Origin of the sequence: Cysteiniphilum litorale (genome assembly GCF_003428165.1) — a bacterium.
Taxonomy (GTDB): Bacteria; Pseudomonadota; Gammaproteobacteria; order Francisellales; family Francisellaceae; genus Caedibacter; species Caedibacter litoralis.
The window spans coordinates 134,797-149,336 of the sequence record NZ_QLIQ01000001.1; the positions used below are offsets into that span (position 1 = coordinate 134,797).

The window sequence follows — 14,540 nt, forward strand, 5'->3', positions numbered from 1 at the left end:
AGTAAGCAGAATAAAAATCACACAAAAGGAAATTGATCTATGGAAAAAGATTACTACCAGCTGTTAGGGGTGGCAAAAACAGCCTCAGATGCTGAGATTAAAAAAGCCTATCGACGTTTAGCTAAGAAGTATCACCCCGATGTCAGTACAGAGGCTAATGCAGAGGAAAAATTCAAAGAAGTACAAGATGCTTATGAAGTATTGAAAGATACTGAAAAACGTAAGTTATATGATCAATATGGTGCCAATTGGCAGCATGCCAAAGCCGGTGGCTTTCATCAAGGTGGCAATACGCAGCAAGGGCATGGTAATCACCAACAGCACTTTTATCAAGGTAGTGATTTTGGTGGTTATGAGGATATTTTTGGTGAGTTTTTCCGCCAACAGCATAAGGAGCGCCAAGGGCGTAAACAAGGTTTTGCAATGAACGGTCAGGATTTGCATACCAAGGTTGAAATAAGTGTAGATGATGCCTTAACCGGAGTTGAACGAGAGCTACACTTTGCTTATCAAACGGTTAATGAAGAAGGAATGGTTGTAGAGAAAACAAAACGCTTAAAAGTTAAAATTCCTAAAGCCGTTGGCAATCACCAGCAAATTCGTTTAAAAGGTCAGGGCGAAGCCGGTGTTGGCGGTGGTTTAAGTGGTAATTTGTATCTTGAGATTATTGTCCAATCTGATAAACAACACAAAGTGGTTGGTAATGATGTTTATAGTCATATTCCAATTGCCCCTTGGGAGGCTGCATTGGGTGCTGAGATCAATGTGCCAACACCGCATGGTCAGATGAAGCTTAAAGTGCCAGAGCACAAGCAAAGTGGTAAAAAAATGCGTTTGAAAGGTAAAGGTTTGGCAGATGGCGATTTTTATGTGGTTTTAGATGTTATCCTGCCACCTGCGGTATCAGAAGCACAAAAGGCATTTTATCAAAACATGGCCATTGAGATGGCATTTGATCCACGCAAAGATTTATTAGGAGCGTAAAATGGCAGAGATGATTGTATCAGGAGACTATATTAGCATCATTGAGTTGTCAGAGATGTTATGTGTGCCACAAACCATTATTATCGAATGGATTGAGCATGATGTAGTGAGTGCAAAAATCCAAGCAGATAGTTATTATGTTGCAGCATATGATATTGCGCGAGCTAAATCAGCGATGCGTTTGATGCGCGATTTAGATGTTAACTCATCAGCTATTTCAATTATTTTAAGTTTAAGAGAAAAAATAAAATCATTAGAGGCGATTTTGCCTGCTAATTTGCATTAACCTGAAAACTCCCTATTTTTCATTAAGCGCTTATATAGTCAAGTTTTAAAGGTCGCCATCCTGGCAAACTGGATTGTCGACTCCCCTGTCGACAATGACGTCATTGCCGCAGGATGCAGGCAATCCATAACCATGGATGGTAAGCTTAGCAAATCCATACTGTTAATTTTTTTGGGGGGAGGTTTCAGCATTAACTTGGTGTAACTTCGTACTTGTTTCAGCGGTAAATACATATTAAAATACTGCCGAACAACAGGGGTGCATTTTGCTGAGAAGGTTTTACCTAACCCTTTGTACCTGAACTAGTTAATCCTAGCGTAGGAAGTTGATAAAGTGCATCTTGGCATGTGCTTTTTGTTATCTTCCTATGCATACAAAAGAAAGCCAAGGGGGAGATTAAAGCGTGATCGGTCATATTAGTATTAACATATCATTTGTTATTTATTGCATTTATTTTTTGCCGCAGATAATTTATAACCAGTTCAAGCGTCAAGCTGGACATATTAGCCATGGTACGCATTTGTTGATGGTTGTTGCTAATGTTTTGGATCTGATATATGGCTTTGGCTTTGATTTGCAGTGGCAATATCGCGCAGTTACGATGTTGACTTTGGCATGTTTGTTATTTCAGCAGTGGCAAATATATCGTGATAGCAAAAGTATAAATCAGCAAAAGAGCAGAAACGCTCAAAGTTATAATTTTCACATTTTATGCCTACTTGTTATCGCTGTAGGTATTGCTTTGGTAAGTTTGCATAATTTAAACAATGCAATGTTAGAAAATATCGGCTTTATCAGTATGTTTTGCTATGCCATTTATTGGTTGCCGCAAATTATTAAAAATATCAAAGAAAAGAATGCCACAGCATTTAGCTTGATTTTTTTGATATTGAATGTATTGGCATTAGTTTGTGATGAAATATCAGCATTAAGCTTTGGTTGGCCGCTGCCGAGTATTATCAGTCCCATTGTGATTTTAAGCCTACTATTTATCATGGTTGGGCAATACTATTATTACTACCGCCTGAGAATGATTATTGATTAGTACTAAATTAGTGCTATATCAAGTATTTTTATATACAAATTAAGAAACTTCAGTATGCTAAGCACAAAATAAGCTTAAGTAGAGAGGTTGCAAATATGGCAGTTTCTGAAGTAGAGCGCTATCAAGCAAGTAAAAAAGTCACGATTGTTGGGATGTTTGTTAATACTGGATTAGCAGTGTTAAAGATGTTAATTGGTCTAGTCGGTGGCTCGCCTGCATTATTCGCTGATGGTGTGCATTCATTTTCGGATTTATTAAGTGATATTATGGTGCTTTTTGCAGCCAAACACGCCAATAAAGGTGCGGATAATAATCACCCGTATGGACATGAGCGCATTGAGACTTTGGCGACGGTTATTTTGTCAATTATTTTAATTTTAGTGGCGTTACTCATCACTTATCATGCTTTATCTAATTGGTTTTTAGGTGATTTGATGACTCCTGATCAATGGACAATTTATGCGGCTATTTTCTCTATTTTAGCCAATGAGGGGCTTTTCCGTTATACAATGGTCACGGCTAATCGCATTGATTCAGATCTCTTACGTGCCAATGCTTGGCATAGTCGATCAGATATGTGGTCGTCTGTTGTCGTGCTTGTTGGCTTAATCGGTAGCATGCTAGGCTTAATGTGGATGGATGCATTAGCAGCCATTATCGTATCTATTATGATTGGCAAGATGGGTGTTAAATGGTGTTATAAAGCATTGTCTGAATTAGTAGATACTGGTGTTGATGATGTTTTATTGCATCAAATTGAAGAAACTATTAAAAAAATTGATGGTGTTAAACACTATCACTGTTTGCGCACACGCAAAATGGCAGGACAAGTGGTACTTGATGTGCATATTCTAGTTGACTCGCATATCACCGCCTCAGAAGGACATTATATTGCCGAGCATGTTCGAGGCGCACTTAGCTTATCAGTTGAAAATATCAAAGATATCACGGTGCATGTTGATGTTGCCGAGCACCCTGAGCAGGTGGTCAACCCAAAAGATATGCCGCCAGCGCGTAAAGAGATTTTGCAACAATTAGCAAGCTACATTAACAAAAAGCATCAAAACGTCGATTTATGTCAAATTGAGATGTTTGTTTATTACTATCCTAAACGGATTGAGCTATACTTACTGGCACCGGCTAAGGAGCTGGAAATATTGCAGTTAATTGATGTGGAGTGTTTCCAGATCAATGGTGTTGGATCAACTAACGTGAAGCTGTTTGGTAATAGTAAATAATAGGGATAAATGCATGCATTAAAATGTGTGAATCATTGACGCAATATCAATCGCTATTTTTTGTTTATCAGGCTGCTCAATATAACGAGTAAAAAATAAGGATGATGTAGATATGCATAGCTTGGTATTTGTGTTCTTTTTAGTGTTTTTTGGGGCATCAGTCTTTGCGACACTAGCACTTTATACACGACAAGCTATTATTGTTGCTTACATTGCACTGGGTGTTATTGTTGGTCCGCATTGCTTGGGGTTCATTGCTGATACCACAACCGTGCATGAGATCTCAGATATCGGCATTATGTTTTTGTTGTTCTTATTAGGGCTTAACTTAGAAATCAAAAGCATGATCAAAATGCTCGGTAAAGCGATGTTTGTTTGTATCACAAGTAGTGTCATATTTATTGCAGCTACCGTGTTGATTTGTCACTTCTTTGGCATTGGCGCACAAGGTTTTATTATTGGTGCTGCATTAATCTTCTCAAGTACAATCATTTGTTTAAAGTTACTGCCAACAACGGCGTTACATCATAAGCGCATTGGTGAATTGGTGATTGCTATTCTTTTAATTCAAGATTTAATTGCAATTTTAATGCTTACCTTTATTAGCTTATGGTCATCACAAACCGACAGTTTCCATTTGTTTTCATTAATTAAACTACTATTAGCATTACCGGTTTTAGGCGGTGTGGGCTTTTTGGCGCAACGTTATTTTTTATTTAAACTGTTTAGAAAGTTCAGCCGCTTTCAAGAGTATATATTTTTGTTATCTATTGGCTGGTGTCTTGGTATGGCGCAATTAGCAATGGTTTTTGGTCTATCCAATGAGATTGGTGCGTTTATTGCGGGTGTCACTGTCGCAAGCTCACCGATTGCTAAATATATTTACGAGAACTTAAAGCCACTGCGTGATTTCTTTTTGATATTGTTTTTCTTCTCCGTTGGTGCAGGCTTTCAAATCGCGCTATTGCCTTCGGTATGGGGTGTTGTATTAGCATTAACTATTTTAATCTTGATACTTAAGCCTATCGTTCATTTTGTCACCTTGTGGTTAGTGCGTGAAACACCAAAAGAATCTTTTGAGATTGGTATGCGCTTGGGGCAGGGTAGTGAGTTCTCATTGATGTTGATTGCACTAGCGAATACCGCAGGCATTGCTACGGCAAGCTCTGAGATTATCGTTGAAGCAGTGGCTATTCTAAGCTTTATTATATCGTCGTATATTATTGTATTAAGCTATCCAAGCCCAATTGCTGTTTCAGATCGTTTAAGAAGAGATTGATGCGATTCGATCTAAAGTTCACCCTTCGACCCGGCTCAGGGTACGGTTTACAATTAACGCTGGCTGAACATCAGTCGAAGGCATAGTCTAATTTGTTATTTAGTGACAGCCAGACTCTTTGCTGTTAACTGTTACCGCACATCCTTTGCTACAGCCTTTGTTTAACTCGAGTTCAAATCGGAATTTCTGTGAGAAATATTTCATCGCAAGTACCAATAGAATCATATAAATAATGACTCCAATAATCCAACTCAGTGCATGAAGTGGCGTGCTTGCTAGTTGTGTCAATTGATAGACAATAACCGCAGCAACATAGGCAATTGAGGTGCTCCAAATCACAGATAGCCATGCCCAACCACGAGTTGCCTCACGTGCCATCGCACCAATGACTGAGGCACAAGGAACATATAAAAGGACAAACAGCATATAAGCAAATGCTGCAGCTAGCGAACCAAAGGCAACAACCATCGAACCCATTGCGGTTTTATCCATGTTGGCATCTGCTTCATTTGCGGCAAATGGATTGATAAATGCGCTTAAACTCATGTTTTTAAAGCCATCAACGGTATCATGCCAAGAAGCGGCAATACCACCCCAAAAATCAAACTTCTCGCTCGCGACATTGGCTAAACTTTGTGGTTTTTCTTGCGTATAAAGTGTATTTAAAGTACCAACAACAACCTCTTTGGCAAGTGTGCCGGTCAAAAGACCAACGGTTGCCTGCCAGTTATCTTCAGTAACCCCCATCGGTTTTAGCACGGGGGTAATTGTGCGTCCAGTTTGTGCAAGTATTGAGTCAGGTGAGCCACCGGCAACGACAACACCATTGGTTTGGATACTGTTTAAAGTGCCAACTAAAACACAAATAGGGACAATGACTTTACCTGCTCTAAAAATAAAACGCTTTAAACGGTTCCAACTATTTAAGCCGATCGTTTTAAAGTTAGGTAGGTGATAAACAGGTAACTCCATGACAAACGGCGCACTTTTACCGGTTAATAACGCAAACTTCACGACATATCCAGTAATAATGGCACCTAAAATACCCGCGATATATAAACTAAACACGATCAACGCACTGTTTTGCGGGAAGAATGCCGCAGCAAATACCGCAAAGATTGCTAAACGTGCGCCACAAGACATAAATGGTGCCATCATGATGGTCATTAAGCGATCGCGTCGAGTTTCCAATGTTCTTGTTGCCATGACCGATGGCACATTACAACCAAAGCCAACAATTAGCGGCACAAAGGCCTTGCCAGGCAGTCCAATCGCTTGCATAAAACGATCCATGACATATGCTGCACGTGCCATATAGCCTGAGTCTTCCAAAAAGGATAGGAATAAAAACATACATCCAATTTGTGGAATAAAGGTCAAAACAGTGTTAATGCCTAAGCCAACACCTTGCGCAATGACAGCGACAAGCCACAGTGGTAAACCAAGATAAACACCTAAATGTGTCATCCCTTCAACAAATATGACACTCGATGTATTGTCAAACAATGGTTGCAGCGCACCACCAATGGTAATCGAGAATTCAAACATTAAATACATGACAAATAAAAATACCGGAATACCTAAGTATTTATTCATGCATAACTTATCGATCATTTCAGTTGCTTTATGCTGTGAAACCTGTTGTGTTTTAGAGCTTTTATTAACGATATCAGCGATGGCTTGGTAGCGCGCGCTTGATAGCGTGATATCAGCGGTATGATCAAGTTTTAGCTCAAGCTTTAAGGCTTGTAAGCGATTAAAATCAGTTGATGAAAGCAATTGCTTAAGTAGATAGTTATCTTCAGCAATTGAAGTACTTAACCATAAACTAGGATATTGATAATTAGCCTCAGTGATTTGGGTTGTGAGCTCGTTAATTGTCTCTGGATAGTAATGACTTAAATCATAACTTGAGTTGCTTTGAGGTTTGAATAATGCAGTCTTTAATTCACTAATGCCTACTTTTTTGCGCCCAATAACAGGGATAACCGTGCAGCCTAGTGTTTGTTCAAGTTTATGATAATCAATAACAATACCTTTTTTGCTGGCAACATCGATCATGTTAATAACGAGAATCAATGGAATACCTGTTTCCATTAATTGTGTGGTTAGATATAAATTGCGCTCAAGATTTGAAGCGTCAATGACATTAATAATTGCATCAGGCTTATCTTCAACAATAAAGCGGGCAGCAATTTGCTCGTCAATAGATGATTCATCACTGGCGGTTAAGGTATAAATTCCCGGTAAATCAACAATTTCTATGCGTTGGTTATTTAAATCCACTTTGCCAACTTTCTTATCAACGGTCACACCACTCCAGTTGCCAACCTTTTGTTTAAGACCGGTTAATGCGTTAAAAAGCGTTGTTTTACCACAGTTTGGATTGCCAATAATTGCATATTTCATAAGGCTTGTACCTGCATGTAAAGAATTTCTGATTTGCGCAATGACACAGAGAAATTTTTGATCGAAATGTGATAGGGATTACCAAAAAGTGCTTTCTTAGCGATGTAAAAAGTCTCTCCGGGAATAAAGCCTAATGACAACAGTTTCTGCATATAGTTGCGTGGACAATTATCATTAAACCCAAGGATTTTATAATTTTGTTTCGTTTTGATATTCATAAGGGGGTAAGTATATCAATCAATGGGTGCTTGATTATAAACAGGCGTTTTCTTTAAGTCAATCTAACTGAGAAGGGTTATCATTTTTGTTTGGCGATTTCAGCGACCCGTTTACCTAAAGCTTTTGCTAAGATAATTTCATCTTGAGATAGTGGTTTATCGGAATTAATACCATTGTAATGACTTAAGCCATAGGGCGTGCCACCGGTTTGCGTATTTTGTAACGAGGGCTCACTATAGGGAATCCCAACGATCATTGCGCCATGGTGTAAAAGCGGCAGCATCATTGAAAGTAAGGTAGTTTCCTGACCGCCGTGCAAGCTTGCTGTGGAGGTGAAAACAGCTGCAGGTTTATTAATTAATGCGCCTTTAAACCATAGGTCACTGGTGGTATCAATAAAATACTTAAGTGGTGCTGCCATATTACCAAAGCGCGTAGGACTGCCCATAATAATGCCTGAGCAATTAGTAAGATCTTCTTTGGTTACGTAAATTGCGCCACTATCCGGAATGTCACTTTCAGTTTTTTCGCAATTTGCTGATACATTTGGCACGGTTCTAAGCTTTGCTTCTAAGCCACCAAGCTCAACACCTTGCGCAATTTTCTCCGCCATTGCTTTTGTTGAACCGCCTTGACTATAATAAAGGACTAAGATGTTTTGCATAAAAAGGATCCTTATGACTAAGTTAATACAAAGCTATAGTAAGCGATTTAGCCACTTCTGGGTATCGGTGTTTAGGGAATATTTGCAACAAAACTGTTTAACCAAGGCCTCGAGTTTGGCTTTAACAAGTCTTTTTGCCTTGGTACCACTTCTTATGGTGTCGATTTCAATTTTAAGCATGTTGCCTGCGTTTAAAAGCATTCAAGGCGATTTTCAGCAGTTTATTTTGCACAATATGCTGCCAAGCTCAGGTGAGGCTGTAAATGAGTATTTAAAGCTCTTTATGAAAAATCGTGCGGGATTGCCGATTACTGCGGTTGTTGTACTTTTTTTCATCAGTATTATGATGATGCGTTCGCTTGAAAAAGTACTCAATGATATCTGGCAAGTTAAAAAAGAGCGCCCCTTATCACAGGCATTTTTATTGTATTGGGCAGTGTTGAGCTTGGGACCTTTGCTTGTTGGGGCAAGTTTGGGCTTAAGCTCTTACTTATTATCATGGCATTGGTTAAATGATGGATTTAGCCAATTGATAAGTTTTTTGCAAGTTTTACCTTTTATTTTTAACCTTATTGCTTTTACCTTTATCTATCAAGTCGTGCCATATACGCGTGTTAAATTCAAGCATGCGCTATTGGGTGGCTTGATGATGGCAATCGTGTTTGATTTGGCAAAAAAAGTATTTGCATGGTATGCGCTAAACCTGCCAACCTATGAGATGCTTTATGGTACATTAGCAATTATTCCATTATTTATTTTATGGATTGCGATCTCATGGCAGCTGTTCTTGCTCGGTGCCATTGTGGTGCGCATGTTAAGTGTGCCGCCAGCGTTACGCGTGAAGCAAAAAACGCCACAATTTAGCTTAGCCATTGATGTGTTGCGTCTTTTGCATATCAAGCAAAAAAGCAAATGTGCGATTGATAAAGAGGCTTGTGCTAAAGAGTTGTCACATGTTGATTTAAAGCTATTAGATGCTGTTTTGAGCGCATTAGTCAAATTTCAATATATCAGTATTACGCAAGAGCAAAAATATGTCTTAAGTTGTGATTTATCACAAGAAAAATTAAATGATTTTTATCAAAATATGCATAGCTTTTTATCACTTAAAGATGATCGCAATAAGGCGTTAAATAGCTTAAGAAAAACCATTTATCAGCAAATGGATAAACCGTTAATTGATTTTATTTCAGCATGTTAAATGACTTGTAATTGTTAGTTATCAAAGTGCAATGCATTTAACACAGCTTTTGGATTGTTGGCAATTACCTTCAGTAATACTAAGGTTGCGCCGGAGGGTTTTTTTCGCTTTTGCTCCCAGTTCTGTATTGATTTTAAGTTTAAACAAAACTTTGCTGCAAAATCATGCTGAGACATATGTAGCGATTCACGAATATTTTTAACATCAATATCATCAAAACTGTGTTGTTTTGCATTCTCAACAAGTCCTTTTTGATGATAAATAGCCTCTTGTAATCCTTGTTTTATTTCTTGAAATGCACTCATTTTTTACCTCTTTTTAAGTAGCTCAACCATAATGACTAAATCGTTTCTTTCAGCTTTATTTAAGTTTGCCTTCTCACTCTTTTTGAACATGGCAATTAAATACAGTGGCATAGTTTCATTGTAATAATAGTAAATAACGCGTACGCCACCACTTTTACCACTGTTTTCAGTTGCCCACCTTAGTTTGCGAACGCCTCCAGTTCCTTCCATAATTACACCAGCTTCAGGGTAAACTGCCAAGTAGTCTACAAGTGCTTTTTGATTATCCGCTGTAAGACATGTGCTTGCTTTTTTTATGTAGCTTGGAAGTTCAACTATTGTAATCATTAGAAGATTCGCTATGTTTTTATGAAACCAAGTTTATACGCCTAGGGCGTATTCGTCAAGTTGTAAGCTATGATTACTGACATTCAATAGCAAAGCGATTACACTGTGGTAATTGATAGTAATGAGTGAAAACTTCATGGCAAAAACTTTTCTTTTTTATGATTTGGAAACAACCGGAATCAATAAATGTTTTGATCAAATCATTCAATTTGCAGCAGTGCGTACCGATGAGGCGCTCAATGAAATTGAGCGTTATGAGTTTTTAATCAAATTAAATCCAGATACGATTCCCAATCCTGAGGCCTCGATCACCCATCATATCTCGATTGAACAAGCTAATACTGGGCTTTTTGAGTATGAAGCGATTAAAAAAATCTATGCATTGTTCAATACGCCGGAAACAGTGAGCTTAGGCTATAACACGTTAAGTTTTGATGATGAGTTTTTACGCTTTGCTTTTTTTAAGAATCTATTTCCAGCGTATGATCATCAATATAAAAATAATTGCTCACGCATGGATTTATATCCAATGGTTGCTTCCTTTTATTTATTTGCCAATGAGGTTCTTAGTTGGTCAATTAACGATGAGAATAAGGTGTCATTGAAACTTGAAGACATCAATGCGCAAAATGCCTTGTACACTGAAGGGCGCGCGCACGATGCGTTAACCGATGTATTAGTCACTTTGGAATTGGCACGTAAATTAAGATCATACCAACCTAAAATGTGGGAATATTTAAGCGCACGCTTTAATAAAACTGAAGATCAAAAAATATTGTCGCAATTGGATATTGGTCTGAATATTAATGGTGAGGACTACCAACAAGCTATAATGATTTCAGGACGCTTTGGTTATAATGAACGTTTTATGTTGCCAGTACTTAATTTGGGGCAGCATTGGCATTATAAAAATCAGTGGTGTTTTTTACGTCTTGATTATGCTGAGCTTACCGAAGTAAATTTGGATAATTTATCAGAGCATTTCTTAACGGTGAATAAGAAATGGGGTGATCTGCCGTTGGTGTTACCTGCAAAAAAGCGCTTTTTAGCGCATTTATCACCAGAACGTATCGCATTGATTAAACGCAATAAAGAATTCTTAATCCAAAATCCGAGCTTATTTGTAGATATAAAAGAATCAGCTTTGGATTTTAAATATCCAGAGGTTGAACATATTGATGTTGATGCCTCACTTTATACGGCAGGATTTATGAATTATGCTGAGCAGGCATTGTGTGAGCATTTTCACCAAAAAGCAGTTGGTGATAAGGTCAAATTGATGCGTGAGATGAACCGTGGGCTATATGAGCGTGCATTGCGTGTTATCGGTAGGATGGCGCCAGATAGGCTCACACCCGAGATGCAAGGCAAATTTCAGGAGTATTTAGAGAGAATTGCCAGCTTTGAAGTTGAAAATATGCCTGTTGACTTTAAAGGCGGGCGTAAAGTTTCTATTCCTGAAGTTTATGAGCGTATCCAGAAACTACGTGAAGGCGAACTTACTGAAGAGCAATTGTACCTACTTGATGAGTTAGAGGCATATTTGTCTTTGTAAAAAAAGGCAAAAATATAATAACTGTATGCAATTGGAATGTAGGGGTGTATTGCATACGCCCAATTTTGAAAAGGTAAGGTAATAAAAATGTTACAGTTAGACGCCAATGGCTGGCTAAATAAAGCCAAGATTATAAAATCACCCAATTTTAATGCGCGCCCAGATAATATAGCCATTGATTTATTGGTGATTCATTGTATTTCCTTGCCAGAAGGGTGGTACGATAACCATTATGTTGAATCACTTTTTTTAAATGACTTGGATTGTAATCTAGAACCAAGCTTTAAAGACCTTATTAACCTTAAAGTCTCAAGTCATTTTTATATTACAAGGCAGGGTGAGATTATCCAGTTTGTTGCAACTGAAGATCGCGCTTGGCATGCTGGAGTGAGTATTTATAAAGGTAAAAATAATTGCAATGATTTCTCGATTGGCATTGAGCTACAAGGCACCGATAAAACAGCTTTTACTAAAGCGCAATACACAAACTTAATTGAGCTTACAAAAGCCCTTATCAAAAGATATCCTACAATTAAAGCCAATATTGTCGGGCATAGTGATATAGCACCAGTGCGCAAAACAGATCCAGGCAGAGAATTTAACTGGGAGTATTTCTTAAGCAATGTAGATTAAGGTCGCGATCTTAAGAAATGTAGCCTGTGAATATAATCCAGACATAAACAGAATCGTGATTAAAATTTTACTGTAAAAAAATTATTTTTTTGTTATATTTGTCGCCCTTGAAAATACAGTTCGCAACTCGGAGTGTTATGACTTCCACTACGTATCAGGAAAAACTAGCTCAAATGCCGTTGGCAAAATCTTGGGCAGTCGTAATTTTAATTTCATTTTTCTTTTTCTTTGAGTTTGGCTTAGGCAATGCTTTTAATACATTAACACCTGCCATTTTAAACGCTTATCCAGATTTAACACCGGTGAGTGTGAGCTTTATTGCCAGTTTGTATTTTTATACAAATATCATTTGTTTAATTCCTGCAGCGTATATCCTAGATAGATTCTCGCCGCGTTTAGCGATATCCATTGCCTTATTGGTTTGTGCGTTGAGTATTTTTGCAATGACTATAACAACAAGTGTTTATGTAATGGGTGTTTCCCGTTTATTTATGGGCATGGGCGCGAGTTTTAGTCTTATTGGTTGTATTCGCATTGCAACAAACTGGTTTCCAGCAAATCGTTTAGGCTTTGTCATTGGTATTATTATTGCCATTGGCATGTTGGGTGGCTATGCCGCGCAAGCTCCCGTTGGCTATTTACTTGATGCATTTGGCTTAGAGCATACGCTACATGTGATTAGCTTGTTTGGTTTGGTTTTAGCGGCACTTATTTTTATTGTTGTGCGTAATGCACCAAAGGCATTAACAGAAGCGCGCATGATGCAAACTAAAGCGTTGCGATCAGAGTCTATTTTGGCAACATTGAAGCTCGTGTTATCCAAGCCACAAAACTGGTGCGCGGGTATTTATGTTGGCTTAATTAATATTGGTACATGGATGTTAGGTGGTATGTGGTCAAATGAATATTTGATGAAAACTCATGGTGTTAGCATGTTGGAAGCACGTTCGATAACCGGCTATATCTTTTTAGGCATGATCTTCGCTTATCCGTTTTGGGGTTGGCTGACTGAGCGTATGCGTCGCCGTAAACAACCTTTAATCCTAGGTGGTGTTACATCGGTTATCATTATTGCCATTATTATGTTTTGCACGGTGAGTGTCGCACAATTATCAGTACTATTTTTCTTATTAGGATTTGTCACCAGTGCGCAAACCGTTGCTTATCCATTTGTGGGTGAAAATAATCCGATGAAAAATAATGCCATTGCAACAAGTATCGTATCTATGAACTCATTATTATGGGGTGGTGTGATCGCTATGCCACTATTTGGCGTGATGACAACATGGTTTAATCACAGCAAAGGTTTGGATGATATGGCAGCACCTGGGCTTAATTTTGGCATGGGGATTTTGCTAATTGGCTTTATCATTAGTATTATATTTGCTTTATTCATTAAAGAGACGTATTGTAAGCGTCAAGTGGACTAAGTAAGGGAAAATATGCAATTTCTTGAATTTGAAAAACCAATTGCCGAATTAGAAGCAAAGATTGAAGCGCTGGCTAAGTCAAATGCGCATAGTGAAGATGTTCAACAGGAAATCGAGAAGTTACAGGGTAAAACGACCGATTTAATGAAGAAGATTTATAATTCATTAAGCGATTGGCAGATAATTCAATTAGCGCGTCATCCTGAGCGTCCGTATTTTTTAGATTTGCTTAATAAGATTTTTACTGACTTTCAAGAGTTGCATGGTGATCGCGCGTTTGCAGATGATAAGGCGGTTGTTGGCGGCTTAGCTAAACTAGGCGATCAAGCCGTGATGGTGATTGGTCAGGAAAAGGGGCGCAAAACCAAAGATAAATTGCGTCATAACTTTGGCATGATGCATCCAGAAGGGTATCGCAAAGCATTACGATTAATGAAGCTTGCTGAAAAATTTAATGTGCCTGTTATTACATTTATTGATACACCAGGTGCTTATCCTGGTGTTAAAGCCGAAGAGCGCGGACAAAGTGAGGCGATTGCGCGCAATTTGCTTGAGATGTCTAAGCTAAATGTCCCTGTGATTTGTGTCGTTATTGGCGAAGGTTGCTCAGGTGGCGCATTGGGCATTGGGGTAGGTGATAAGCTCGTAATGCTCGAGTACAGCTATTTTGCCACAATTTCACCAGAGGGATGTGCTTCAATCTTATGGAAGACAGCCGAGAAAGCTGCCGATGCCGCTGAGATTATGGGTATTACTGCTAAGCGTTTGAAAGAGCATGATATTGTAGATGAAGTCATCAAAGAACCTTTAGGTGGCGCGCATCGCAATATTACTGAAGCTGCAAAAGAAATTAAACTGACATTGCAGCGTTTGTTAGGTGATTTAAGTGCTTTATCTAATGAGGATCGCTTGGCAAAACGCTATGACAAATTAATGTCTTTTGGTGCATTTGAGGGGTAGTTATT

The 14,540-nt window shown here is 38.4% G+C and carries 15 protein-coding genes and 1 riboswitch; of the genes, 10 read left to right on the forward strand and 5 right to left on the reverse strand.

Going from position 1 to position 14,540, the window contains the following annotated elements:
- Positions 1 to 39 precede the first annotated feature (39 nt).
- The 5 genes from DNJ75_RS00535 to DNJ75_RS00555 all read left to right on the forward strand — a co-directional run bounded on the left by DNJ75_RS00535 (position 40) and on the right by DNJ75_RS00555 (position 4,832).
- Positions 40 to 984 carry a DnaJ C-terminal domain-containing protein gene (locus DNJ75_RS00535; protein ID WP_117001217.1) on the forward strand — a complete coding sequence of 315 codons (945 nt, stop codon included), beginning with the start codon at positions 40 to 42 and terminating at the stop codon, positions 982 to 984.
- 1 nt (position 985) lies between these two features.
- Complete coding sequence (locus DNJ75_RS00540) at positions 986 to 1,270, forward strand: chaperone modulator CbpM (RefSeq protein WP_117001218.1); 285 nt, start codon at positions 986 to 988, stop codon at positions 1,268 to 1,270.
- 244 nt (positions 1,271 to 1,514) lie between these two features.
- Positions 1,515 to 1,611, forward strand: a riboswitch (TPP riboswitch).
- 62 nt (positions 1,612 to 1,673) lie between these two features.
- The gene (locus DNJ75_RS00545; RefSeq protein ID WP_117001219.1) at positions 1,674 to 2,315 is read left to right on the forward strand and encodes a PQ-loop repeat-containing protein; all 642 of its coding nucleotides are present in this window, start codon (positions 1,674 to 1,676) and stop codon (positions 2,313 to 2,315) included.
- Positions 2,316 to 2,410: 95 nt separating this feature from the next.
- Positions 2,411 to 3,553 (forward strand): cation diffusion facilitator family transporter, encoded by a 1,143-nt coding sequence (locus DNJ75_RS00550; RefSeq protein WP_117001220.1) that lies wholly within the window; start codon positions 2,411 to 2,413, stop codon positions 3,551 to 3,553.
- Between the two features lie 112 nt (positions 3,554 to 3,665).
- On the forward strand, positions 3,666 to 4,832 hold the full coding sequence (locus DNJ75_RS00555) for a cation:proton antiporter domain-containing protein (RefSeq protein ID WP_117001221.1): 1,167 nt from the start codon (positions 3,666 to 3,668) through the stop codon (positions 4,830 to 4,832).
- A 99-nt stretch (positions 4,833 to 4,931) separates the two neighbouring features.
- Here DNJ75_RS00555 and feoB read toward each other — a convergent pair whose 3' ends face one another.
- The 3 genes from feoB to wrbA form a co-directional block, all read right to left on the reverse strand.
- A complete protein-coding gene (gene feoB, locus DNJ75_RS00560; RefSeq protein ID WP_117001222.1) occupies positions 4,932 to 7,241 on the reverse strand; it encodes a Fe(2+) transporter permease subunit FeoB in 2,310 nt (769 codons plus the stop codon).
- Positions 7,238 to 7,459 carry a FeoA domain-containing protein gene (locus DNJ75_RS15795; RefSeq protein ID WP_117001223.1) on the reverse strand — a complete coding sequence of 74 codons (222 nt, stop codon included), beginning with the start codon at positions 7,457 to 7,459 and terminating at the stop codon, positions 7,238 to 7,240. Before DNJ75_RS15795 ends, feoB begins: the two co-directional genes overlap by 4 nt.
- A gap of 80 nt (positions 7,460 to 7,539) precedes the next feature.
- The gene (gene wrbA, locus DNJ75_RS00570; protein ID WP_117001379.1) at positions 7,540 to 8,124 is read right to left on the reverse strand and encodes an NAD(P)H:quinone oxidoreductase; all 585 of its coding nucleotides are present in this window, start codon (positions 8,122 to 8,124) and stop codon (positions 7,540 to 7,542) included.
- Positions 8,125 to 8,137: 13 nt separating this feature from the next.
- On the opposite strand from wrbA, the gene DNJ75_RS00575 reads away from it, so the two are divergent.
- Positions 8,138 to 9,325 (forward strand): YihY family inner membrane protein, encoded by a 1,188-nt coding sequence (locus DNJ75_RS00575; RefSeq protein ID WP_157968151.1) that lies wholly within the window; start codon positions 8,138 to 8,140, stop codon positions 9,323 to 9,325.
- Between the two features lie 14 nt (positions 9,326 to 9,339).
- Here DNJ75_RS00575 and nadS read toward each other — a convergent pair whose 3' ends face one another.
- Both nadS and DNJ75_RS00585 read right to left on the reverse strand, forming a co-directional pair.
- Entirely contained in the window at positions 9,340 to 9,630 is a 291-nt protein-coding gene (gene nadS, locus DNJ75_RS00580; protein ID WP_117001225.1) for a NadS family protein, read from the reverse strand.
- A 3-nt stretch (positions 9,631 to 9,633) separates the two neighbouring features.
- A complete protein-coding gene (locus tag DNJ75_RS00585; protein WP_117001226.1) occupies positions 9,634 to 9,957 on the reverse strand; it encodes a type II toxin-antitoxin system RelE/ParE family toxin in 324 nt (107 codons plus the stop codon).
- Between the two features lie 136 nt (positions 9,958 to 10,093).
- Here DNJ75_RS00585 and DNJ75_RS00590 point away from each other — a divergent pair, with 136 nt between their 5' ends.
- The 4 genes from DNJ75_RS00590 (at position 10,094) to DNJ75_RS00605 (ending at position 14,535) form a co-directional block, all read left to right on the forward strand.
- Positions 10,094 to 11,512 carry an exodeoxyribonuclease I gene (locus tag DNJ75_RS00590; protein WP_117001227.1) on the forward strand — a complete coding sequence of 473 codons (1,419 nt, stop codon included), beginning with the start codon at positions 10,094 to 10,096 and terminating at the stop codon, positions 11,510 to 11,512.
- Positions 11,513 to 11,599: 87 nt separating this feature from the next.
- Positions 11,600 to 12,145, forward strand: coding sequence for a 1,6-anhydro-N-acetylmuramyl-L-alanine amidase AmpD (gene ampD / locus DNJ75_RS00595; protein WP_117001228.1), 546 nt, complete (start codon positions 11,600 to 11,602; stop codon positions 12,143 to 12,145).
- 137 nt (positions 12,146 to 12,282) lie between these two features.
- On the forward strand, positions 12,283 to 13,575 hold the full coding sequence (locus DNJ75_RS00600; RefSeq protein ID WP_117001229.1) for an MFS transporter: 1,293 nt from the start codon (positions 12,283 to 12,285) through the stop codon (positions 13,573 to 13,575).
- Between the two features lie 12 nt (positions 13,576 to 13,587).
- Complete coding sequence (locus DNJ75_RS00605; RefSeq protein WP_117001230.1) at positions 13,588 to 14,535, forward strand: acetyl-CoA carboxylase carboxyltransferase subunit alpha; 948 nt, start codon at positions 13,588 to 13,590, stop codon at positions 14,533 to 14,535.
- Positions 14,536 to 14,540: the final 5 nt, after the last annotated feature.